Source organism: Bradyrhizobium sp. ISRA436, assembly GCF_029910015.1.
In the GTDB taxonomy this organism is placed as follows: Bacteria; Pseudomonadota; Alphaproteobacteria; order Rhizobiales; family Xanthobacteraceae; genus Bradyrhizobium.
The window spans coordinates 6,442,527-6,462,736 of sequence record NZ_CP094519.1 but is presented as its reverse complement, the minus strand read 5'-3'; the positions used below and the strand labels follow the sequence as shown (position 1 = coordinate 6,462,736).

General features: G+C 64.7%; 16 protein-coding genes and 1 pseudogene. 6 read left to right on the top strand and 11 right to left on the bottom strand.

The genetic code is table 11. From position 1 onward, the window contains the following. Positions 1 to 9: 9 nt before the first annotated feature. From MTX23_RS30090 to MTX23_RS30080, 3 genes and pseudogenes are all read right to left on the bottom strand, one after another. Positions 10 to 1,746, bottom strand: a complete 1,737-nt coding sequence (locus tag MTX23_RS30090; protein WP_280973743.1) for an ABC transporter permease subunit — start codon at positions 1,744 to 1,746, stop codon at positions 10 to 12. A gap of 300 nt (positions 1,747 to 2,046) precedes the next feature. Then, a pseudogene (locus MTX23_RS30085) lies at positions 2,047 to 2,760 on the bottom strand (gamma-glutamyl-gamma-aminobutyrate hydrolase family protein). Positions 2,761 to 2,846: 86 nt separating this feature from the next. After that, the gene (locus MTX23_RS30080; RefSeq protein ID WP_280973742.1) at positions 2,847 to 3,806 is read right to left on the bottom strand and encodes a hypothetical protein; all 960 of its coding nucleotides are present in this window, start codon (positions 3,804 to 3,806) and stop codon (positions 2,847 to 2,849) included. Positions 3,807 to 4,145: 339 nt separating this feature from the next. Here MTX23_RS30080 and MTX23_RS36480 point away from each other — a divergent pair, with 339 nt between their 5' ends. Further along, the gene (locus tag MTX23_RS36480) at positions 4,146 to 4,424 is read left to right on the top strand and encodes a cytochrome b/b6 domain-containing protein (RefSeq protein ID WP_348637583.1); all 279 of its coding nucleotides are present in this window, start codon (positions 4,146 to 4,148) and stop codon (positions 4,422 to 4,424) included. Between the two features lie 12 nt (positions 4,425 to 4,436). Here the strand turns inward: MTX23_RS36480 and MTX23_RS30070 are convergent, their stop codons facing one another. Beyond that, positions 4,437 to 4,910 (bottom strand): Lrp/AsnC family transcriptional regulator, encoded by a 474-nt coding sequence (locus tag MTX23_RS30070; RefSeq protein WP_280973741.1) that lies wholly within the window; start codon positions 4,908 to 4,910, stop codon positions 4,437 to 4,439. 140 nt (positions 4,911 to 5,050) lie between these two features. Here MTX23_RS30070 and ald point away from each other — a divergent pair, with 140 nt between their 5' ends. From ald to leuB, 4 genes are all read left to right on the top strand, one after another. Then, a complete protein-coding gene (gene ald, locus MTX23_RS30065; protein WP_280973740.1) occupies positions 5,051 to 6,166 on the top strand; it encodes an alanine dehydrogenase in 1,116 nt (371 codons plus the stop codon). Positions 6,167 to 6,512: 346 nt separating this feature from the next. Then, entirely contained in the window at positions 6,513 to 7,901 is a 1,389-nt protein-coding gene (gene leuC / locus MTX23_RS30060) for a 3-isopropylmalate dehydratase large subunit (protein ID WP_280978256.1), read from the top strand. Positions 7,902 to 7,903: 2 nt separating this feature from the next. Further along, entirely contained in the window at positions 7,904 to 8,539 is a 636-nt protein-coding gene (leuD, locus tag MTX23_RS30055; RefSeq protein ID WP_280973739.1) for a 3-isopropylmalate dehydratase small subunit, read from the top strand. Then, a complete protein-coding gene (gene leuB / locus MTX23_RS30050; protein WP_280973738.1) occupies positions 8,536 to 9,669 on the top strand; it encodes a 3-isopropylmalate dehydrogenase in 1,134 nt (377 codons plus the stop codon). Before leuD ends, leuB begins: the two co-directional genes overlap by 4 nt. A gap of 51 nt (positions 9,670 to 9,720) precedes the next feature. On the opposite strand, the gene MTX23_RS30045 is transcribed toward leuB, so the two are convergent. Continuing rightward, entirely contained in the window at positions 9,721 to 9,936 is a 216-nt protein-coding gene (locus MTX23_RS30045) for a hypothetical protein (protein WP_280973737.1), read from the bottom strand. Between the two features lie 437 nt (positions 9,937 to 10,373). Between MTX23_RS30045 and MTX23_RS30040 the strand changes: the two genes are divergently transcribed. Continuing rightward, on the top strand, positions 10,374 to 11,879 hold the full coding sequence (locus MTX23_RS30040) for a CYTH and CHAD domain-containing protein (protein ID WP_280973736.1): 1,506 nt from the start codon (positions 10,374 to 10,376) through the stop codon (positions 11,877 to 11,879). A gap of 157 nt (positions 11,880 to 12,036) precedes the next feature. On the opposite strand, the gene garD is transcribed toward MTX23_RS30040, so the two are convergent. From garD to MTX23_RS30010, 6 genes are all read right to left on the bottom strand, one after another. Continuing rightward, a complete protein-coding gene (garD, locus tag MTX23_RS30035) occupies positions 12,037 to 13,578 on the bottom strand; it encodes a galactarate dehydratase (protein WP_280973735.1) in 1,542 nt (513 codons plus the stop codon). Positions 13,579 to 13,774: 196 nt separating this feature from the next. Beyond that, the gene (locus tag MTX23_RS30030; protein WP_280973734.1) at positions 13,775 to 15,223 is read right to left on the bottom strand and encodes an aldehyde dehydrogenase family protein; all 1,449 of its coding nucleotides are present in this window, start codon (positions 15,221 to 15,223) and stop codon (positions 13,775 to 13,777) included. A gap of 22 nt (positions 15,224 to 15,245) precedes the next feature. Next, complete coding sequence (gene gudD / locus MTX23_RS30025) at positions 15,246 to 16,601, bottom strand: glucarate dehydratase (protein WP_280973733.1); 1,356 nt, start codon at positions 16,599 to 16,601, stop codon at positions 15,246 to 15,248. A gap of 25 nt (positions 16,602 to 16,626) precedes the next feature. Further along, a complete protein-coding gene (gene kdgD / locus MTX23_RS30020; protein ID WP_280973732.1) occupies positions 16,627 to 17,568 on the bottom strand; it encodes a 5-dehydro-4-deoxyglucarate dehydratase in 942 nt (313 codons plus the stop codon). A 122-nt stretch (positions 17,569 to 17,690) separates the two neighbouring features. Then, a complete protein-coding gene (locus MTX23_RS30015; RefSeq protein WP_280978255.1) occupies positions 17,691 to 18,596 on the bottom strand; it encodes a LysR substrate-binding domain-containing protein in 906 nt (301 codons plus the stop codon). Positions 18,597 to 18,725: 129 nt separating this feature from the next. Further along, positions 18,726 to 20,063 carry an MFS transporter gene (locus MTX23_RS30010; protein ID WP_280973731.1) on the bottom strand — a complete coding sequence of 446 codons (1,338 nt, stop codon included), beginning with the start codon at positions 20,061 to 20,063 and terminating at the stop codon, positions 18,726 to 18,728. Positions 20,064 to 20,210 lie beyond the last annotated feature (147 nt).

Sequence of the window (20,210 nt, the reverse complement as noted above, 5' to 3'; positions counted from 1 at the left end):
CCCTCTCGATCAGCCGAGGCGAAGGCGGCGCTCGCCGAAGGCGTAGAGCGGCCGCCACAGCAGGCGGTTAAACAACGTGACCAGGACGCACATGATGACGATGCCGAGCACGACCCTGGGAAAATCGCCGGCCTCGGTCGCATGCGCGATATAGGCGCCGAGACCGGTGGCGACGAGATGGGTGTCGCCCCAGCTTGCGACTTCCGCGACGATCGAAGCGTTCCATGATCCGCCGGATGCGGTGATCGCGCCGGTGACGTAATAAGGGAAGATGCCGGGCAGCACGACCTTCACCCACCATCGCCATCCCCCGAGGTGAAAGCTGCTGGCCGCCTCGCGCAAGTCGGTCGGGAAGGCGGCGGCACCTGCGATTACGTTGAACAGGATGTACCACTGAGTGCCCAAGATCATCAGCGGGCTGAGCCACACATTCGGATCGAGGTGGAAGCGGACGATCAGCACTACGAATACCGGGAAGGCAAGGTTGGCCGGAAACGCGGCGAGGAATTGCACGAGCGGCTGGATCTGCTCCGCAAGCTTCGGCCGCAGCCCGATCCAGACGCCGACCGGCACCCAGATCAGCGACGCCAGCGCGATCAGGACGATAACGCGGACGAGCGTGACGAGCCCGTATCCCACGGCGTCGGCCAGATCGGACGGTCCGAGCGACGCGGAGAGATATCGATACGCCAGCCAGGCAGCATAGCCGGCCGCGGCAACGATCACCGCAATCCAGATGCCGTCGACGACGCGTGACGGCTGACTGCGTTTGTCGCCGGGCTGCAGCACCGACAGCCACGTGATGCGCATGGTCGAGATCGACTTGTTCGCCGCGGCCAGCGGATAGGTCAGGGCGCGCAGCGCGCGCGTTCGCCTGAAGAGATCGAGCATCCACGACGTCGGGGCCTCGCCGGAGGCGGTCTGCTCGAAGCGAAATTTGTCTGCCCAGGCGACGATCGGGCGGAACAGCAGCTGGTCATAGGCGATAATGACGATCAGCATGGTCAGCAGCGCGTACCCGATCGCGGGCAGGTTCTTCTGCTCGATCGCGGTCGCGACATAGGAGCCGACGCCGGGGAGGGTGACCGTCGTGTTGCCGACGGTGATCGCCTCCGACGCCACCACGAAGAACCAGCCGCCGGACATCGACATCATCGCGTTCCAGATCAGGCCGGGCATCGCGAACGGAACGTCCAGCCGCCAGAACCGCTGCCAGCCCGAGAGGTGGAAGCTCTCGGTCGCGTCCTCCAAGTCCTTCGGCACGGCGCGCAGCGACTGATACATGCTGAAGGTCATGTTCCAGGCCTGGCTCGTGAAGATCGCGAACACGCAGGCGAACTCGGCGCCCAGCACGCGACCGGGAAACAGATTCATGAAGAACACGACGGTGAAGGTGAGGAAGCCCAGGATCGGCACCGACTGCAGGATGTCGAGCATCGGGATCAGCACCATCTCGGCGCGCCGGCTCTTGGCCGCGACGGTGGCGTAGATGAATGTGAAGGTCGTCGAGCAGACGATCGCCAGCAGCATCCGCATCGTCGTCCTGAGCGCGTAATACGGCAGGTTGGCCGGGTCGAGCGACACCGGAGTGCGCTCGAGCTCGGACAGCGGCACGGTGGTTTGCTCACCGCCGTAGACGACGAGCACCATCGCGCCCACCAGGAGCAGCAGCGCCGCCAGGTCCCAGAAATTGGGCCGCAGGGAGACAGGCCCCCATACGGCTGGTCGAACGTCCTGAAACGTCATAAGGCCACCTTCGGGGGCAGGACTTGGCATGCATACGGCCCGACAGGATCGGAACCGGCCCCCTGGTTCGGCTTATAGGCAGGATTTGCGACAAACGGGTAGTCGGAAGATGAGGATCTTGAGCTCTTTCGGGCGGCGGGAAGCCTTGCCCCGAGCACGACATCGACGGCGCCGCGCATCCGCGACCGGGGCAGCCCGACCCGATCGTCGCAATGTCCGCGTTAGCGGGCGGGAGGAAGGTGCGTTCCGCAAGGCTTGTGTACACTGGGACCAGCGAGGCGATCGCCAGTGGTCCAAGGATTAGATCCGTCGCTCCGTGAGGAAGCGCGTCACCACGCCGCCGAGCGTAGCATGGTCCAAGGGCTTGGCGAGCGACGCTTTGGCGGCTGCGATCACATCCTCGGGCGCGCGGTAGCGGTGGAGGTCGCACAGCACGTCTGCGTAGGCCACGGTGAACTCGGGGATGCGGCTGCACCGACAGCGTCGTGCCGTTTGCATAGAGCAGGCCGGCATGCGGCGTGAAGGTGGACGACATTATGGTGCGCGCGGACGCGGGCGGGCTGATGACTTGGTCCTGATGCGAGCAGGCGATGGCGATGTCGTCGCCCTCGATCAGCCCGTTGCCCGGCGCCAGCCGATAGACGTGACGTCCCATGCCCCAGCCCTTGGCCGACTTGCGCACCGTGCCGCCTAGCGCCTGCGCGATCAGCTGATGGCCAAAACAGACGCCGACTATCGGAATGCGCTTGTCGTGCGCTTTGCGCACGAAGTCCTCGAGCGGCGCGATCCAGTCAAACTCGTCATAGACGCCGGCCGGCGAGCCGGTGATCAGGATCGCGTCCAGCGCGGCTGGATCCGGAAGCGTCTCGCCGCTGGGTATGCTCACGACCTCAGATGCGATCGAGGGATCGGCGGCGGCCATCATCCGCTCGAACATCTGCGGATAGGTTCCGCGTGGCGCTCGCGATAGCGCGGATTGACGAGCCCGGTTTCGATGATGGTGATGTGCGACATGGCATGCGCGGGCGGATGAGCGGAGGACGACCCGAGCTTTACTCCGAAAGCGCGGCCGGCTACAAGCCGCGCCTCTCGGCCGCCAATCAGTTGCGATGCGTCGCTGCCGGTTCGATCGTTGCTGTGTGCTGCACAGCCTGCGTCGTGCTTGCGATCGCCGGCGTCATGCTTACGATCGCCGACTCGGTGCGGTAGCGCGGCAGCTGATCCTCGAGCGAATAGCCGACGCAGAGCGCGAGGCTCGACCAGACCGCCATGCTGAAATAGAGCGACATCCAGGCGATCTCTTCGCGCCATTCGGCGATATCATGCGTCACGACCCAGCGCGTGCTGACATCACGCAGGCCCTCGAGCGGGTGAAGGAGCTTACCTCCGATGGCCAGCTCGGCGCGCCAGCGGTTCAGATACATCGGGACATCGACTGTCATCAGGAACGCCAAGTAGCCGGCGATGCCGAGGATCGCGACGATGAAGGCCCAGCGCACTGCTCCCTGGAACTCCGGCAGCAGCCGGCAAAGTGCGACCCCGACCAGGAAGAAGACGACAGCCCAGAGCGAGTTCTCGATCGCGTTGCCGAGATAATGGGTGGTGAGCACCGCATACCAGGAGAAGCATTCCGCGATCAGGATCACCGGCACGATGATCCAGGCGATGGTCACGGTGATCTCGGCGCCGGTCATGGTGCCGAGCTGGTGCAGGACGATCGCCCATTGCGCGGCGAAGCAGACCTCGGCCACAGTGGCGACCGAACGGCCGACCATCACGCTCGACAGCCAGGTGTCGAACAGGCAGATGCGCTGGACATCCGCGCGCGGCAGCACAGAGCGGAAGGCGCAGCCGAACACGTAAGCCGCGCATAGCAGCAGCATCAGGCCGATGCCCGACGTGCTGCTCAGGCCGCCATTGCTCTGCTCGTGGAACTGGCGGTACAGCACGAACCAGACCGCGACGTTGGCGGCGCTTACCAGACTCAGCAGGCCCCACCATCGGACCACCGGATTCGACCAGGCCAGCGAAACCGGCCGCGCCCGCCACTCCACGCTCATTCACCGCTCCGCATGTAACCGAACTGACATCGGAATGTAGTAATTCTGTCACATAAGATAGGGAATCACGACTAAAAAATGCGTGTGGAGCGGACGTGGGCCGCGGGCGCTAAGGACCGGGTACCCGCTGTGACTTCCGCGCGCCCCGGAATAACGGGAAAGAGTGCGAGGCTCCTCCTGCAGGATTGTGATCGAAGGCGGGGCACTCTCCGGTAGGCAGACGCGGCGCGATCATCTACTGAACGGCCTTCGTTTTTTCGAGCCTGCGTAGGCTCAACCGAAGGCGCTTTGTGACTACGAAGTGGCGACCACCTACGATCCGCTGTTGCGCAAGATTCACTGGGCAACGGCGGTGTCGTTCATCGCGGCGATGTTGATCGGGCTTTACTGTGGATTGCAGCCGGCGCGCTGCGCTATTTCTGGACTTTCAGCTGGCGGCGCCTGTTCGCCGGTAACCGGGCGATCGCGCATGCGGGCGAGGTCGCGCATGGCTTGCTCGCCTATCTGGTGTGTGCCGCGGTCGCGTTGCATATCGCCGCGACGCTCTGGCATGTCGTCGTGAAGCGGGACGAGACACGGTCGCGGATGTGGCCGCGCGCGAGCCGCAACCCGACCTAACGAGCGCCGTGATCAGCCGCGCAGCGCGGTTTCCGGAATGGTGCGGCGGACCACCTCGCGCATCGCAAAGCTGGAATGGATGCGAGCGACGCCGGGCATCCGCGACAGATGCTGCTTGTGGATGCGCTCGAAATCGGCGATGTCGCGCGCGATGACCTGCAGGTGGTAGTCGTCGCTGCCCGACATCAAATGGCAGGACACGATATCGGGGCAGCGCGCGATCGCGGCCTCGAACGCCGCCAGATAATCCTCGCTCTGCTTCTCCAGCGTGATGGTGACGACAACCGTCGTCACCAGTCCGAGCGCCGTCGGTTCGAGGTCAGCGCGGTAGCCGCGGATGACGCCGGTCTCCTCGAGATGACGGATGCGCCGCGCGCAGGCCGTCGGCGACAGCCCGACTTTCTCGGCAAGCTCGATCTGGCTGGCGCGAGCGTCGGAGACCAGTTCGGCCAGGATTCGGAGATCGATACGGTCGAGACCGTCCACGCAGTTTTCCTCTAATTGTCTGGCCGGTGACGAAGAATATGAGCGTCTTGTCGCGCCGACAAGCTGGATTTCGCTGAGAAACGTCGCCTGACGAGGATTAGCTTTACCAAAGGTGGAAACGATTCTTTCAGGAGCGGACCATGCGCGTCGGCGTGCCCAAGGAGATCAAGGTCGAGGAATATCGGGTCGGGCTGACGCCGGCGTCGGTGCGCGAATATGTGGCGCACGGACATGAGGTCGTGGTGCAGCGCGGGGCCGGCGAAGGCATCGGCTCCGGCGATGACGTTTATCGCCAGGCTGGCGCCAGGATCGCCGACACGGCCGAGGAAGTGTTCTCCGTCGCCGACATGATCGTAAAGGTAAAGGAGCCGCAGCCATCCGAATGGACGCGGCTGCGCGAAGGCCAGATCCTCTTCACCTATCTCCATCTCGCGCCGGACGTCCCCCAGACCAAGGGGCTGCTCGGCTCTGGCTGCACGGCAGTCGCTTATGAGACCGTGACGGATGCGCATGGCGGGCTGCCGTTGCTCGCGCCGATGAGCGAGGTCGCCGGCCGGCTTGCGATCGAAGCCGCGGGCGCCGCGTTACGCAAATCTGCCGACGGCATGGGCAAGCTGCTCGGCGGCGTGCCCGGCGTTCCGCCGGCGCGGGTCGCGATCATCGGCGGCGGCGTGGTCGGCACGCACGCGGCGCGGATGGCGGCGGGGCTCGGCAGCGACGTCACCATTCTCGACCGCTCGCTGCCGCGGTTGCGCGTGCTCGATGATCTCTTCGCCGGCCGCGTCCGCACCCGCTACGCCACGCTGGAAGCGATCGAGCAGGAAATCATTGCCGCCGACGTCGTGATCGGCGCGGTTCTGGTGCCGGGCGCCAGCGCGCCGAAACTCGTTTCGCGTGCGCAGCTTGCCAGCATGAAGCGCCGCGCGGTGCTGGTCGATGTTGCGATCGACCAGGGCGGCTGCTTTGAGACCTCGAAGCCGACCACACACCAGGCGCCGACCTATCTGGTGGACGACGTCGTGCATTACTGCGTAGCCAACATGCCGGGTGCGGTGCCGGTGACTTCGAGCCATGCGCTCAATCACGCGACCCTGCCGTTCGGTCTAGCGCTCGCATCGAAGGGGCTGCGCGCGCTGGTCGAGGATCCGCATCTGCGCGCCGGGCTCAACATCCATCGCGGTCGCATCACCAACCGCGCTGTCGCCGAGAGCCAGAACCTCGCGGTCGTGATGCCGGAAGAAGCGCTGGCGTCCTGAGTCCGTTGAAACCAAATTCTTAGTTTCGTCATGCACGGCCTTGTCTTGGGGATCCATGTCTCTGCGTCCCGCATGCGGGAAAGACGTGGATGGCCGAGACAAGTCTGGTCATGACGAAACCGTGTCATCTCAAACGGACGCGCTTCGGACTGGCGTCTGATCCTGTCAACCTGCGCAACGCGCAGGCCTCCCTCCATGTCATGACCGGCGTTCCGCTCTGGCGGAGCCAGCCTCTGCATGATTTGATGCTCGCAGTCAAAGCCGCACCAAAGCGGCAATCGGCGGCGTGCGCCGCTGGCCTCAAGAAGCCAAAGGGAGGACTGTCTTGAAAAAGACCGGTCGTACGATGCTGGCCAAGATCTGGGATCAGCATGTTATTGCCCGCTTGAGCGAGGACACCGATCTCCTTCACATCGACCGCCATCTGCTGCACGATCTCGGTGGCTCGCGTGGCCTGCTCGATCTCAAGAACAGGGGTCTCAAGGTTCACAATCCGGAGCTGACATTTGCGACCCCGGACCATGCCATCTCCACCGCGCATGGCCGCGCCGGAACCAGCAAGATCGGGCAGGAGCTGTTGGCTGCGCTGCGGGTCGAGACCGCGGCGAGCGGGATTGCGATGTTCGATGTCGATCAGCCCGGCCAGGGCATCGTTCATGTCATCGGGCCGGAGCTTGGATTGAGCGTGCCTGGTGCCACCATCGTCTGCGGCGACAGCCACACCTGCACGCATGGCGGCCTCGGCGCGCTCGCTTTCGGCATCGGATCGAGCGAACTCACGCATGTGCTGGCGACCCAGGCGCTGATCCAGCGCCGGCCCAAAACCCTACGTGCAAGATTCGAGGGCAAGCTGCCACTCGGCGTCACCGCGAAGGACATGATCCTGGCGCTGATCGGGCACATCGGTGCGGCGGGCGGTACAGGCTATGCAGTTGAATATGCCGGCAGCGCGATCTGCGACCTGCCGATCGAGGGCCGGCTCACCATCTGCAATCTTTCGATCGAGCTCGGCGCCAAGATCGGCATGGTCGCGCCGGATGAAAAGACCTTTGAATTCCTGCGCGGCCGTCCCTACACGCCGAACGGCGAGATGTGGGAGCTCGCGGTCAAGGCGTGGCGCGAGCTGCCGAGCGATCCAGATGCTGTGTTCGACCGCGAGGTGGTGATCGACGTGGCAAAGATCATCCCGCAGGTGACCTGGGGCATCAGTCCCGAGCACGTCATCGGCGTCGATGGCCGAATTCCTGATCCGAAGTCGGTCGACGATCCCGCGCGGCGCGCGGCGATCGAAACCGCGCTGGAATATATGGGCCTGCAAGGCGGCGCACCGATCGCGGGCACGCCGGTCGATTGGGTCTTCATCGGATCCTGCACCAACAGCCGGTTGAGCGACCTGCGCGCCGCGGCCGAGGTGGCGCGCGGCCGCAAGGTGGCGGCAGGCGTCCGTGCCTGGGTCGTGCCGGGCTCTGAGAACGTCAAGCGCGAGGCGGTGGCTGAAGGGCTCGACAAGATCTTCACCGACGCCGGTTTCGAGTGGCGCGAGCCGGGCTGCTCGATGTGCCTCGCCGCCAATGGCGAGGTGGTGGCGCCCGGGCAGCGCTCGGTGTCGACTTCGAATCGCAACTTTGTCGGCCGGCAGGGGCCGCGGGCGCGGACGCATCTGGCGAGCCCGGCGAGCGCCGCGGCGTCGGCCATTGCCGGTGCGATTGCCGATGTCAGGATGATGGGGCGCTGACGATGCCGAAACCGTTCAACAAGCTGACCGCAACAGCCGCGCCGATCATGCGCAGCAATATCGATACAGACGTGATCATCCGCATCGAGCGGCTGGTCGGCAACTCGATCCGCGGCACGCTCGGCAAATGGGCGTTCGGCTCGCTGCGCTATCTGCCCAACGGCTCGGAGAATCCGGATTTCATCCTCAACCGCGAGCCGTACCGCCAAGCGGAGATCCTGGTGACGGGTCCGAATTTCGGCTGCGGCTCGTCGCGCGAGGGCGCGGTGTGGTCGCTGCAGGAGATGGGCATCCGCGCCATCATTGGCTCGGGCTTTGGCGACATCTTCTTCGCCAACTGTTTCCAGAACACAATCTTGCCCATCGTCGTCGACAAGGCGGTGGTGGATTCGCTCGCGGCCGATATCGAGGCGACGCAGGGCGCGGGCAAGGTCTCGATCGATCTCGAGGCGCAGACCATCGTCTCGCCGTCCGGCGCGCGCCATTCCTTCGAGATCGACCCGAGGCGGCGCGAGGGATTGTTGAAGGGGCTCGATGAGGTCGCGCTGACCCTGCAGCGCGACGGCGAAATCCGCGCCTTCCAGGCTTCCGACCGTGCGGCGCGCCCCTGGATTCATTTTGCAAGGACACCGGCATGACCACACTATCCAACATGATCAAGATCGCAGTGGTCGACGGCGAGGGCATCGGTCCCGAGGTCACCGCGCAGTCACGCCGGATCCTCGACTGGTTCGCGGCGAAGCGCGGCGTGCCGATGATGGTGCGCGAGGCGCAGTATGGGCTGATGCCGTATCTGACGACCGGCAAGGTGCTGCCGGAGGACACCGCCGAAGCGATGGACGAGGCCGACGCGATCCTGTGGGGCGCGACCGGCGGGCCGGAGACCAAGGAGGTGCCGGCGGCCGCGCGCAAGGCCGGCAGCCTGCTTGGTCTGCGCAGCAAATACGATCTCTACGCCAATCTTCGGCCGATCGTGGCGAGCCCGGCGCTCGCGGCCTCGGCGCCGCTGAAGCCCGAGGTGCTCGACGGCGTCGATTTCGTCATCATCCGTGAGCTGACAAGCGGCATCTATTTCGGCGAGCCGCGCGGCATCGAGACGTTGCCGGACGGGCAGCGGCGCGGCTTCAACACCGAGCAATATACCACCAACCAGATCCGCCGCGTCGCGCGGTCGGCGTTCGAGCTGGCGCGGACACGGCGGGGTAAGGTTTGCTCGGTCGACAAGGCCAATGTGCTGGAGACCAGCGTGGTCTGGCGCGAGGAGATGACCGCGCTGCACAGAGAAGAGTTCTCCGACGTCGAGCTCACCCATCTCTATGTCGACAACGCCGCGATGCAGATCGTGCGCGAGCCGCGGCAGTTCGACGTGATGGTCACGGGCAACATCTTCGGAGACATTCTATCCGACTGCGCGGCGATGGCCTCCGGTTCGCTCGGCATGCTGCCGTCGGCCTCGCTCGGACCGGTGAACCGCTACGGCCGGCGCAAGGCGCTCTATGAGCCGGTGCACGGCAGCGCGCCCGACATCGCGGGCAAGGGCATCGCCAATCCGCTCGGCTCGATCCTCAGCGTCGCGATGCTGCTGCGCCTGACGCTGAACCGTCCCGACGACGCCGACCTCCTGGAGAAGGCGGTGCAGACCGCGCTCGCCTCCGGTGCGCGGACCGCCGATATCGCCGAGGCAGGCGCGAAGAAGCTCTCGACCGTCGAGATGGGCGATGCGGTGCTGCGCGCACTCGACAAGGTCGCCGCAAGGGAGCACGCATGATGGCCGGCTAACTGCGCTGGCAACGCCAGCGCAGTTAGCAATAAGCTGCTATCAGGCCGCTCCCTGGGCGCAACCGGAAAGCGCCGAAGGTTCGACCAGATTGTCCGAAGGTGAGGTCTCGCCGTCGAGCCAGTCCTGCTCCCTGGCCAGTGCGCGCCAGGCAGCTTCCATCCGCTTGTAGCGATTGTAGGTCGGCTCGTCGGACGCTCGCTCTGCGAGCTGTGCGCAATTCTCCGCATTGTCGAGGAAATGCTGCGACTGTTTCATGGAACGTCCTCCTGTTGACAAGGACGTGGGGCACCAATTCAGGCTATTCAACGCGCGGAACATGATCATTTAGCCACAGACGTGAATGCCTGTTCATGTAGTTCCAAGATCATCCTTCTGTGTGCAGACGTGAGCAGTTGCAGCAAGTCTGCGGAGGAACGGTTTGTTGTGCCTGACGTTGCTCCGTCGCACGTCGCAACTGGAGGAGAGACATCAAGAATGTCTCGTGGCCGGGGCGTTGGTGCGATTGTGTCGCGAGCCTGATCGAGATCGCACAGCGCGTCGCGCGAGCCGTGTGACCGCACCGCACACGGGATGTCGACGTCCGCCGCTGACCCGGTCGCGGCGGATTTTCTTGTTCGCCGCGCGGTTCTCCGGGGGAGCCTTGAACGCATCTCGGGCGTTATGGGCGGCGGTGTGAACTCCGTGGGGAGACTATGGCCATCGAGACGGAGCTCAAATTCCGCGTTCCCGCTCGGAAGCTGAAGGCGCTGGTGAGGCCGCGGATTGCCGGCAGCAGGAGCGGTGAACCGTCCGAAGGCGATCTGGTCTCGACCTATTTTGATACCGCCAAACGCAAGCTGAAGCGGCGCGGCTTCACGCTGCGGATACGCCAGGATGGCGGCAGACATGTCCAGACGATCAAGTCGGCAGGTGGCGTGGGGTTCGGTCGCGGCGAGTGGGAGAGCGAGCTTGAGGATAGCGAGCCAGATCTCGGCAAGGCCGAAGGTACGCCGCTCGACGCGTTCGCATCAAGGAAACTGCGTCACGAGCTCAAGCCCATCTTCGAAACGTCGGTGCGGCGGATCACCGTGCCGCTGCGCACGAAGCAGAGCGAGATCGAGCTCGCCATCGATCGCGGGCACACCACCGCCGGGCATCGCTCGCGCCCGATCGAGGAGATCGAGCTCGAGCTGAAGAGCGGGCGGGAGCTCGACCTGTTCCGCCTCGCGAGGGCGCTGGAGCGGAAGGTGGGAGCCGAACTCGACCTGCGCTCGAAATCCGACCACGGATACGAGCTTGCCGGCGACGAGGAGCATTTCGTCGTCTCGGCCGAGAGCATCGTGCTGGACCCCGGGCTCACGGCTGGCGAGGCGTTTCGGGTGATCGCCCGCTCGACGTTCCGCCACTTCTCGTTGAACGCCGATGCGGTCCGCGAGGGCGAGCCGGAAGGCATTCACCAGATGAGGGTCGGCCTGCGCCGGTTGCGAGCGGCGATCTCGCTGTTCTCAAAAATCCTCGACGGGCCGAGCACGGAAGAGGCCAAGGGGCAACTGAAGTGGCTGACCAACGAGCTTGCGCCGGCGCGCGAGCTGGACGTTTTCGTCAAGCAGGAGATCGAGCCCGCCTCGCACGATGCCCTGCTGCGGCGTGGCGGCAAGGCGATCCGGCTGGAGTTTTCCAGGCGCCGCGACCGTGCCTTCGCGCGCGCAAGAACGGCAGTCAACTCGGCACACTATCGCGTCATGCTGATCGATACGCTGCAATGGATCGAGGCGAGGCAGACGATCGCCGCAGAGGACGAAGGGGGCCCGATCGGCAAATTTGCTGCCGCGCTGCTGCATCGCCGCATCAGAAAGTTGCGCAAGGACGGCAGGCGTCTCGACGGGATGTCCGCGGGGGAGCGGCACAAGGTGCGCATCAGAACCAAGAAGATCAGGTATGCGATCGATTTCTTCGAAAGCCTGTTCTCCGGCAAGCGCGAGCAAAGGCAGCTTGCGCGACAGTCAAAGCACCTGAAGCGGATCCAGGACGCGCTCGGCTCGCTCAATGATTTCGCCGCGCATCGCAAGCTGGTGGTGGATGCTGCACTCAAGGCGCCGCATCGGAAGGAGCGTGTCCGCGCCTTTGCGTCGGGCGTGGTGCTTGGCCGCGAGGAGCAGGCGGTCAAGCCGCTGATCATGGCTGCGGCCAAGGAAGTGCGCGGACTGGTGCAGTTTTGATTGGCGTGTGGCAAGCCTGCTGCCATTCCGGGGCGCGCGAGTCCGGAATGCCGCCTCGAGCGTTTTCGAGCGAAGTGGACACCGGTTCGCGTGAAGAAAACGCGTCAAAACAAGAAGCTGGAGCTTCGGTTCTGATTCAATCAGAACCGAAATTGCTCTAAGTCACCGGTGCCGGGTTGAACAGCGTGAGGTCGTTGTGGATGCCCCAGCGATCCGACCATGGCTTGGTGCGGCCGCTTGCGACATCGAGGATCATGCGGAACAGGTCCCAGCCGGTCTCCTCGATCGTCTTCTCGCCGGTCGCGATGCAGCCGGCGTCGAAGTCGATCAGGTCCTTCCAGCGCCGCGCCAGTTCGCTGCGGGTCGCGACCTTGATCACGGGCGCGGCGGCCAGGCCATAGGGCGTGCCGCGGCCGGTGGTGAACACCTGCAGCGTCATGCCAGAGGCAAGCTGCAGCGTGCCGCAGATGAAATCGCTCGCCGGCGTCGCCGCGAACAGCATGCCCTTCTGGCGCGCCTTCTCGCCCGGCGAGAGCACACCGGTGATTGGGCCGGAGCCTGACTTGACGATCGAGCCCAGCGACTTCTCGACGATATTGGCGAGCCCGCCCTTCTTGTTGCCCGGCGTGGTGTTGGCGCTGCGATCGGCGCCGCCACGGGCGAGATAGGCGTCATACCACGCCATCTCGCGGATCAGCGCGCGGCCGACCTCCTCGTTGACGGCGCGGCGGGTCAGAAGCTGGATCGCGTCGCGCACTTCCGTCACTTCCGAGAACATCACGGTCGCACCCGCACGCACCAGGAGATCGGCGGCGAAGCCGACGGCGGGATTCGCGGTAACGCCCGAGAATGCGTCACTGCCGCCACATTGCAGGCCGATCACCAGATCGGAGGCTGGGCAGGTCTCGCGCTTGCGGGTGTCGAGCACCTTCAGCCGCGCCTCGGCCTGGGTCATGATGGCGTCGACAATCGCGCCGAACCCGTCAAAGGCCTCGTCCTGCATCCGCACGATGGCATCGCCAACGCCTTCCGGCACCAGCCGTTCGGGCGCGAGCTTTTCGCAGCCGAGACCGACGACAAGGATCTCGCCGCCGAAATTCGGGTTGAGCGCGAGATTCTGCAGCGTGCGGATCGGCACCACGGCGTCGGGCGCTGATATCGCGACGCCGCAGCCATAAGCATGAGTCAGCTGCACGACGTCGTCAACATTTGGATATTTCGGCAGGAGTTCAGCGCGAATGCGCTTCACCGCATATTCCATCGTGCCCTTGACGCATTGCACCGAGGAAGAGATGCCGAGGATGTTCTTCGTTCCTACCGAGCCGTCGGGATTGCGATAGCCCTCGAAGGTGAAGCCTTCGAGCGGCGGCAGCGCCGCCGGCACCGCGGTCGCGATCTCGAGTTGATCGAGCGGCGGCGCGTCGGGCATGCGGATCCGCGCCTCGTCGACCCATTCGCCGGTGAATATCGGGGACAGCGCGTGGCCGATTACCTCGCCATAGCGGATGATCGGCGCGCCTTCGGCGATGTCGTCCAGCGCGGTCTTGTGCCCTTGTGGCACAAAGGCGCGCAGCGTCAGGCCGCAAGCGAAGCGGGAGCCGGCGGGCAGGCCGAAATCATTCACGACGATCGCGACATTGTCGCGCGCGTTGAGCTTGATGTAGCGGGGCTGCTCCTTCGCGCCGATTGACTGGTCCATGACGCACTCCTGTGGGCTACGGCGAACTAGGCTTCGTTGAAGCGGCGCATTGTTGGCTCCGCTTCACCTCTCCCGCTAGCGGGTGGGGGCTCTCTCTCCACAGGGATGACTCGTGTTGAGACCCCCACCCCGACCCTCCCCCGCAAGCGGGAGAGGGAGCGCACTTCCTGCGCGACGAGACTTGGCTTCATCTGCCTCAGCCAGGATAAGTGTAAGAGGTCTTCACCGCGGTGTAGAACTCGCGGGCGTAAGCGCCCTGTTCACGCGCGCCGTAGCTCGAGCCTTTGCGGCCGCCGAACGGCACGTGATAGTCGACGCCGGCGGTCGGCAGGTTGACCATCACCATGCCCGCCTCGCTGTTGCGCTTGTAGTGCGAGGCGTATTTCAGGCTGGTGGTGCAAATCCCTGACGTGAGGCCGAACTCGGTGTCGTTGGAGATCGCAAGCGCCTCCTCGTAGTCCTTGGCGCGGATCACGCAGGCGACCGGACCGAAGATCTCCTCGCGCGCGATGCGCATGGTATTGGTGGTCTCGGTGAACAGCGCCGGCTGCAGATAGAAGCCGGGTGTCTCGCGGTTCAAGAGTTCGCCACCCCAAGCAAGCTTCGCGCCTTCGTCCTGGCCGATCTTGATGTAGCGGAGGTCCTGGTCGAGCTGGCTCTGGTCGACCACCGGGCCGATATGCACACCGCTCTTCAGGGCGTCGTCAACCGAGAGGCCCTTCATCCGCTCGGTCATCGCGGTGACGAAGCGGTCATGAATGCCTGCGGTGACGATCAGGCGTGAGGACGCGGTGCAGCGCTGGCCGGTCGAGAAATAGGCGCCGTTGACGGCGACCTCGACCGCGACCTTCAGGTCGGCGTCGTCGAGCACGACCAGCGGGTTCTTGCCGCCCATTTCGAGCTGGAACTTCTTCATCGGCGTCGAGAGTACGCAGGCCTGCGCGATCTTGCGCCCCGTTGCGACCGAACCCGTGAAGGAGATCGCGGCGACATCGGGATGTTCGAGCAACGTCTGGCCGACCACCGAGCCGGAGCCGATCACGAGGTTGAAGACACCGGCCGGAATGCCGGAGCGCGCGATGATCTCGGACAAAGCGTGCGCTGAGCCCGGCACAAGCTCGGCCGGCTTGAATACCACGGTGTTGCCGTAGCAGAGCGCGGGCGCGATCTTCCAGGCCGGGATCGCGATCGGGAAATTCCACGGCGTGATCAGGCCGACGACGCCGACTGGCTCGCGAGTGATCTCCACCTCGAGGCCGGGGCGGACCGACGCGCCTTTCTCACCCATCAGCCGCAGCGCCTCACCGGCGAAGAATGCGAAGATCTGCCCGGCGCGCGCGACTTCGCCGATGCCTTCCGGCAGCGTCTTGCCCTCCTCGCGCGCGAGCAGGCGGCCGAGCTCTTCCTTGCGGGCGAGGATTTCGAGAGAGATCTTGTTCAGCGCGTCAAAGCGTTCCTGCGGCGTCGAGCGCGACCAGGCCGGGAAGGCCGCCTTCGCCGCGGCGATCGCCTTTTCGGTCTGCACCTTGTCGGCCTTGGCGTATTCGCCGACCACGTCCTTGGTATTGGAGGGGTTGATGTCCCGCGTGATGCCGGAACCATCGACCCATTCGCCGGCGATGAAGTTCTTCTGGTGAGCGGTCATGTTTCTCTCCAATCTTTTGTTGTTAGCGCACCAGGCAGGGACGCTTGTCGTCGAAGGTCCAGCCCGGGATCAGGAACTGCATGGCGAGCGCGTCGTCGCGGGCGCCGAGGCCATGCTGCCTGTATAGCGCGTTCGCCGCCTCGATGGCACCGCGATCGATCTCGATACCGAGGCCCGGCCGATCGGGGATCGCGATCCTGCCGCCTTTGATCTGCAGCGGCTCCCTGGTCAACGCCTGGCCGTCCTGCCAGATCCAGTGGGTGTCGATCGCTGTCACCTTGCCGGGGGCGGCGGCACCGACATGGGTGAACATCGCGAGCGAAATATCAAAATGATTGTTGGAGTGCGAGCCCCAGGTCAAGCCGTTGTCGCGACAGGTCTGTGCCACGCGCACCGAGCCCTGCATGGTCCAGAAATGCGGATCGGCGAGCGGAATGTCGATCGCGCCGAGCTGCAGCGCGTGGGAGAGCTGGCGCCAGTCGGTCGCGATCATGTTGGTCGCGGTCGGCAGTCCCGTGGCGCGGCGGAACTCGGCCATGATCTCGCGACCGGAGAAGCCAGCCTCCGCACCGCAGGGGTCCTCGGCGTATGCGAGCACGCCGCGCATGTTGCTGCAAAGGCGGATCGCCTCGTCCAGCGACCAGGCACCGTTCGGATCGAGCGTGACACGCGCCTTCGGGAAACGCTTGGCGATGGCAGTGACGGCCTCGATCTCCTGCTCGCCCGTGAGAACGCCGCCTTTCAGTTTGAAGTCGGCAAAGCCATAATGCGCCTGCGTAGCCTCCGCGAGGCGCACAATCGCCTCCGGCGTCATCGCCTCCTGATGACGCAAATTGAACCAGTCGGGCTTGCCGGTCTCGCCCTCGACATAGGGCAGGCTGGTCTTGCTGATATTGCCGACAAAGAAGAGATAGCCGAGCGTCTCGACGCTCGGACGCTGCTGGCCTTCACCGAGCAGTGCAGCGACGGGCAAGCCGAGATGCTGTCCGAGCAGGTCGAGCAGCGCGGATTCGACCGCGGTCACCGCGTGGATGGTGACGCGTAGGTCGAAGGTCTGCTTGCCGCGGCCGCCGGCGTCGCGGTCGGCGAATGTCCGGCGCATCGAGGCCAGGATGTTGTTGCAGGCACCGATGGTTTGGCCGACGACGAGGTCGCGCGCGTCTTCCAACGTCTTTCGGATCTTCTCGCCGCCCGGCACCTCGCCGACGCCGGTGTGGCCGGAATTGTCAGTGAGGATCACGAGGTTGCGGGTGAAGAACGGCGCGTGCGCGCCGCTTAAGTTGAGGAGCATGCTGTCGCGGCCGGCGACCGGGATCACCTCCATCGCCGTCACGATTGGGGCGCCGGAAAAACCGGCGCGGATCGTTTCCTGGACCATCTGCTCCTCCCTTGCCGGTTCGGCCTTATTCTGCCGCCTGTTGCGCTGCGGGCCGCGGCAGCTTCGCCACCAGTGCCGTGAGCTCGGCCATCTCCTGCTCGCTCAAGTCGGTCAGCGGCAGCCTCACCGGGCCGGAATCGCGGCCGATCACCTTCATGCCGGCCTTGATGATCGAAACCGCGTAACCCTTCTTCCGGTTGCGTATCGCGATCAGCGGCAGGATGAAATCCTTCAGGCCTGCATGGATGGTCTGATGATCGCGCTGGCGCACCGCGGCGTAGAACTTGGTGGCGAATTCCGGCACGAAGTTGAACACGGCGGACGAATAGGTCGTCACACCCATGTCGAGATAGGGCAGCGCGAAGGTTTCCGCCGTCGGCAGCCCGCCGATATAAGTCAGGCGATCGCCGAGCCTGGTGTAGACGCGGGTCATCAGCTCGATGTCGCCGATGCCATCCTTGTAGCCGACGAGGTTCGGGCAGCGCTCGCAGAGGCGGGCAAGCGTGTCAGGCTGCAGGATCGCGTTGTCGCGGTTGTAGACGATGACGCCAATTTTCACGCTGGCGCAGACTGCCTCTACATGCGCGGCGAGGCCGTCCTGTTCGGAATGCGTGAGGTAGGGCGGCAGCAGCAGCAGGCCGTCGGCGCCGGCCTTCTCGGCACCGACCGCGATCTCGCGTGCGATCGCCGTGCCGTAGCCGGTGCCGGCGAGCACGGGCACGCGGCCCTTGGTCTCGTCGACCGCGATCTTCACGACCTGCGGCACCTCCGAGGGCGTCAGCGAGAAGAACTCACCGGTGCCGCCGGCGGCGAACAGGCCCGCGACGTCATAACCGCACAGCCAGTCCATGTTGTTGCGATAGGTCGCTTCGTCGAACGAATAGTCCGCCTTGAACGGGGTCACGGGAAAAGACAGGAGGCCGCCGCCGATTTGCCGGGCCATCTCCTGAGGGGTCATCTTGCTCATGGCGCCACTCCTTGAAAGCTTTGGGGAGATGCGCGAGAAGCGCGCGTCCACAGCGTCATTCTTAAGAAACGGTTCGATGCGCGTCCAAGCTAAACGCGGTATCGAACGATGCGTCATCTGCATCAATCGTCGCCGGCATGCGGCCCGGCTATTTCCGTCGCGATGTCGATCAATGACGGCAGCAGCTGGTTCTCGTAGTCGCGCCGCCACACCAGGAACAGCTCGACGGGCGCCGCCGCGCGCAGCTTCAGCGGCTTCAGCCTGACGTCCGCGATCTTCAGACTCGCGGCAGCTTCCGGCACGATCGAGACGCCGAGCCCGGCGCGCACCATCGCGAGGATCGAGTGGATCTGGCTGAGATGCTGGACATAGCGCGGCAGCACGTCGGCGCGCGTGAACAGCGCCACCAGGAGATCATGGAAGTAACGGGCCTCATACGGCGAATACATCACAAAGGGCTGATCGTCGAAGTCCTTGATTGAGATGATCCCGGCAGACGCCAGCGGATGCCGTTTCGGGATCGCGGCCAGCAACGGCTCGGCGACGACACGCCGGCTTGCGAATTCGGGCCGGGCAATCGGCGGGCGCAACAGGCCGGCATCGATTTGGCCGGTGGTGAGCGCCTCGAACTGATCGCCCGAGACCATTTCCTTCAAGGAAAAATCGACTTCGGGCAGCCGGCTGCGGCACGTCGCGATCAGATCGGGCAGAAAACCATAGGCAGCTGCGGCCGTGAATCCGATCTTGAGCGAGCCGGTCTTGCCGAGCGCGATGCGGCGCGCGATTTGCGACGCGGACTCGGCAAGCTTGAGGATGCGCCGCGCCTCGGGCAGGAAGCTGCGTCCCGCCGGCGTCAGCCGCACCGAGCGGCTGGTGCGCTCCAGCAGCGGCGCGTCGATGATGTGCTCGAGCACCTGGATCTGCCGGCTGAGCGGCGGCTGGGTCATGTTGAGCCGTGCCGCGGCGCGACCGAAGTGCAGCTCCTCGGCCACCGTGACGAAACAGCGGAGCTGGTTCAGGTCGAACATCGATACCGGCCCTGAATGGATGAGGCGGGGTTTTGTGCGTTCTAGCATCGATGCCTCCCGGAGACCAAGAAGACAAGGACGGCGGCCGAAGCCGCCGTTGATGTGTTGTTGGGATGTGGCTCCGGCCGCTCAGGCTGCCTTCAGCTGCACCCGCTTGATCTCGCCGACGATGAAGAGGTAAGCGATCGCCGCGACCAGCGCGTTGACCCCGACAAACACCAGCGCGCCGTTGAACGAGCCGGTGGCGGCGAGGATGTAGCCGATGATAATCGGCGTGGTGATCGAGGAGAGATTGCCGAAGGTGTTGAACAGCCCGCCCGATACGCCGCCGGCTTCCTTCGGCGAGGTGTCGGAGACGACAGCCCAGCCGAGCGCGCCGATGCCCTTGCCGAAGAAGGCGAGCGCCATGAAGCCGACCACCAGCGCTTGTCCTTCGACATAGTTGCAGCCGATGATCGCCATCGACAACAGCATGCCGCCGACGATCGGGATCTTGCGCGCCATGGTCAGCGAGCCAGTGCGGCGCAGGATGTAGTCGGAGATCACGCCGCCGAGCACGCCGCCGATGAAGCCGCACAGCGCCGGCAAGGTGGCGACGAAGCCGGCCTGCAGGATCGACAGCCCGCGCTCCTTCACGAGATAGACCGGGAACCAGGTCAGGAAGAAATAGGTCAGCGTGTTGATGCAGTACTGGCCGATATAGACGCCGAGCATCATGCGGTTGCCGAGGAGCTGGCGGATGTGATCCCATTTCGGGCCGCCGTCCGGTGCCTTGCCATCCTTCGGCGCGTCCATGTCGACCAGCGCGCCGCCTGCTTTGATGTAGTCGAACTCGGCCTCGTTGACCGCGGGATGATCTTTCGGCTCGTAGATCGTCTTGATCCAGGCGATCCCCATGATAATTCCGAGTCCGCCCATCACATAGAACACATGGCGCCAGCCATGCTCGTGCGCGATCCAGCCCATCAGCGGCGCGAAGATCACGGTCGCGAAATATTGCCCCGAGTTGAAGAAGGCCGACGCGGTGCCGCGCTCATTTCCGGGGAACCAAGCCGCCACGATGCGGGCGTTGGCCGGGAACGATGGTGCTTCGGCAATGCCAACCAGGAAGCGCAACGCGAACAGCAAAATGACGGCGGCTCCTCCCGCGAGGAAACCGACCAGGCCCTGCATCGCGGTGAAGATCGACCAGACGATGATGCCGATCGCATAGACCCATTTGGAGCCGAAGCGGTCGAGCAGCCAGCCGCATGGCACCTGCGCGACAACATAGGACCAACCGAAGGCCGAGAACACATAGCCCATCGCGACAGGATCGAGATGCAGTTCCTTGGAAAGGGCCGGACCCGCGATCGACAGCGTGGCGCGATCGGCATAGTTCACGGTGGTGACGAGAAACAGCATCGTCACGATAAGAAGCCGGACGCGGGATCGCCGGGCCTCGGCGGCGGACACAATTGCGCTCATGGCGCCTCCTCGAAATTTCCTCGAGAACTCTCCTAGAGAGGTGAAGGCAAGGGGTCCAAGCCGAAGCTTGTATCGATCCATACCGATTTTGAATTGATCGGGCCGGTGTCATGCCACCATCGCGGCTGTTGCGTCGGCCGGACAATT

Coding starts and splice junctions, on each gene's coding strand:
- MTX23_RS30090 (WP_280973743.1), bottom strand. CDS start 1,746: ATGACGTTTCAGGACGTTCGACCAGCCGTATGGGGGCCTGTCTCCCTG.
- MTX23_RS30080 (WP_280973742.1), bottom strand. CDS start 3,806: ATGAGCGTGGAGTGGCGGGCGCGGCCGGTTTCGCTGGCCTGGTCGAAT.
- ald (WP_280973740.1), top strand. CDS start 5,051: ATGCGCGTCGGCGTGCCCAAGGAGATCAAGGTCGAGGAATATCGGGTC.
- leuC (WP_280978256.1), top strand. CDS start 6,513: ATGCTGGCCAAGATCTGGGATCAGCATGTTATTGCCCGCTTGAGCGAG.
- leuD (WP_280973739.1), top strand. CDS start 7,904: ATGCCGAAACCGTTCAACAAGCTGACCGCAACAGCCGCGCCGATCATG.
- leuB (WP_280973738.1), top strand. CDS start 8,536: ATGACCACACTATCCAACATGATCAAGATCGCAGTGGTCGACGGCGAG.
- MTX23_RS30045 (WP_280973737.1), bottom strand. CDS start 9,936: ATGAAACAGTCGCAGCATTTCCTCGACAATGCGGAGAATTGCGCACAG.
- MTX23_RS30040 (WP_280973736.1), top strand. CDS start 10,374: ATGGCCATCGAGACGGAGCTCAAATTCCGCGTTCCCGCTCGGAAGCTG.
- garD (WP_280973735.1), bottom strand. CDS start 13,578: ATGGACCAGTCAATCGGCGCGAAGGAGCAGCCCCGCTACATCAAGCTC.
- MTX23_RS30030 (WP_280973734.1), bottom strand. CDS start 15,223: ATGACCGCTCACCAGAAGAACTTCATCGCCGGCGAATGGGTCGATGGT.
- gudD (WP_280973733.1), bottom strand. CDS start 16,601: ATGGTCCAGGAAACGATCCGCGCCGGTTTTTCCGGCGCCCCAATCGTG.
- kdgD (WP_280973732.1), bottom strand. CDS start 17,568: ATGAGCAAGATGACCCCTCAGGAGATGGCCCGGCAAATCGGCGGCGGC.
- MTX23_RS30015 (WP_280978255.1), bottom strand. CDS start 18,596: ATGTTCGACCTGAACCAGCTCCGCTGTTTCGTCACGGTGGCCGAGGAG.
- MTX23_RS30010 (WP_280973731.1), bottom strand. CDS start 20,063: ATGAGCGCAATTGTGTCCGCCGCCGAGGCCCGGCGATCCCGCGTCCGG.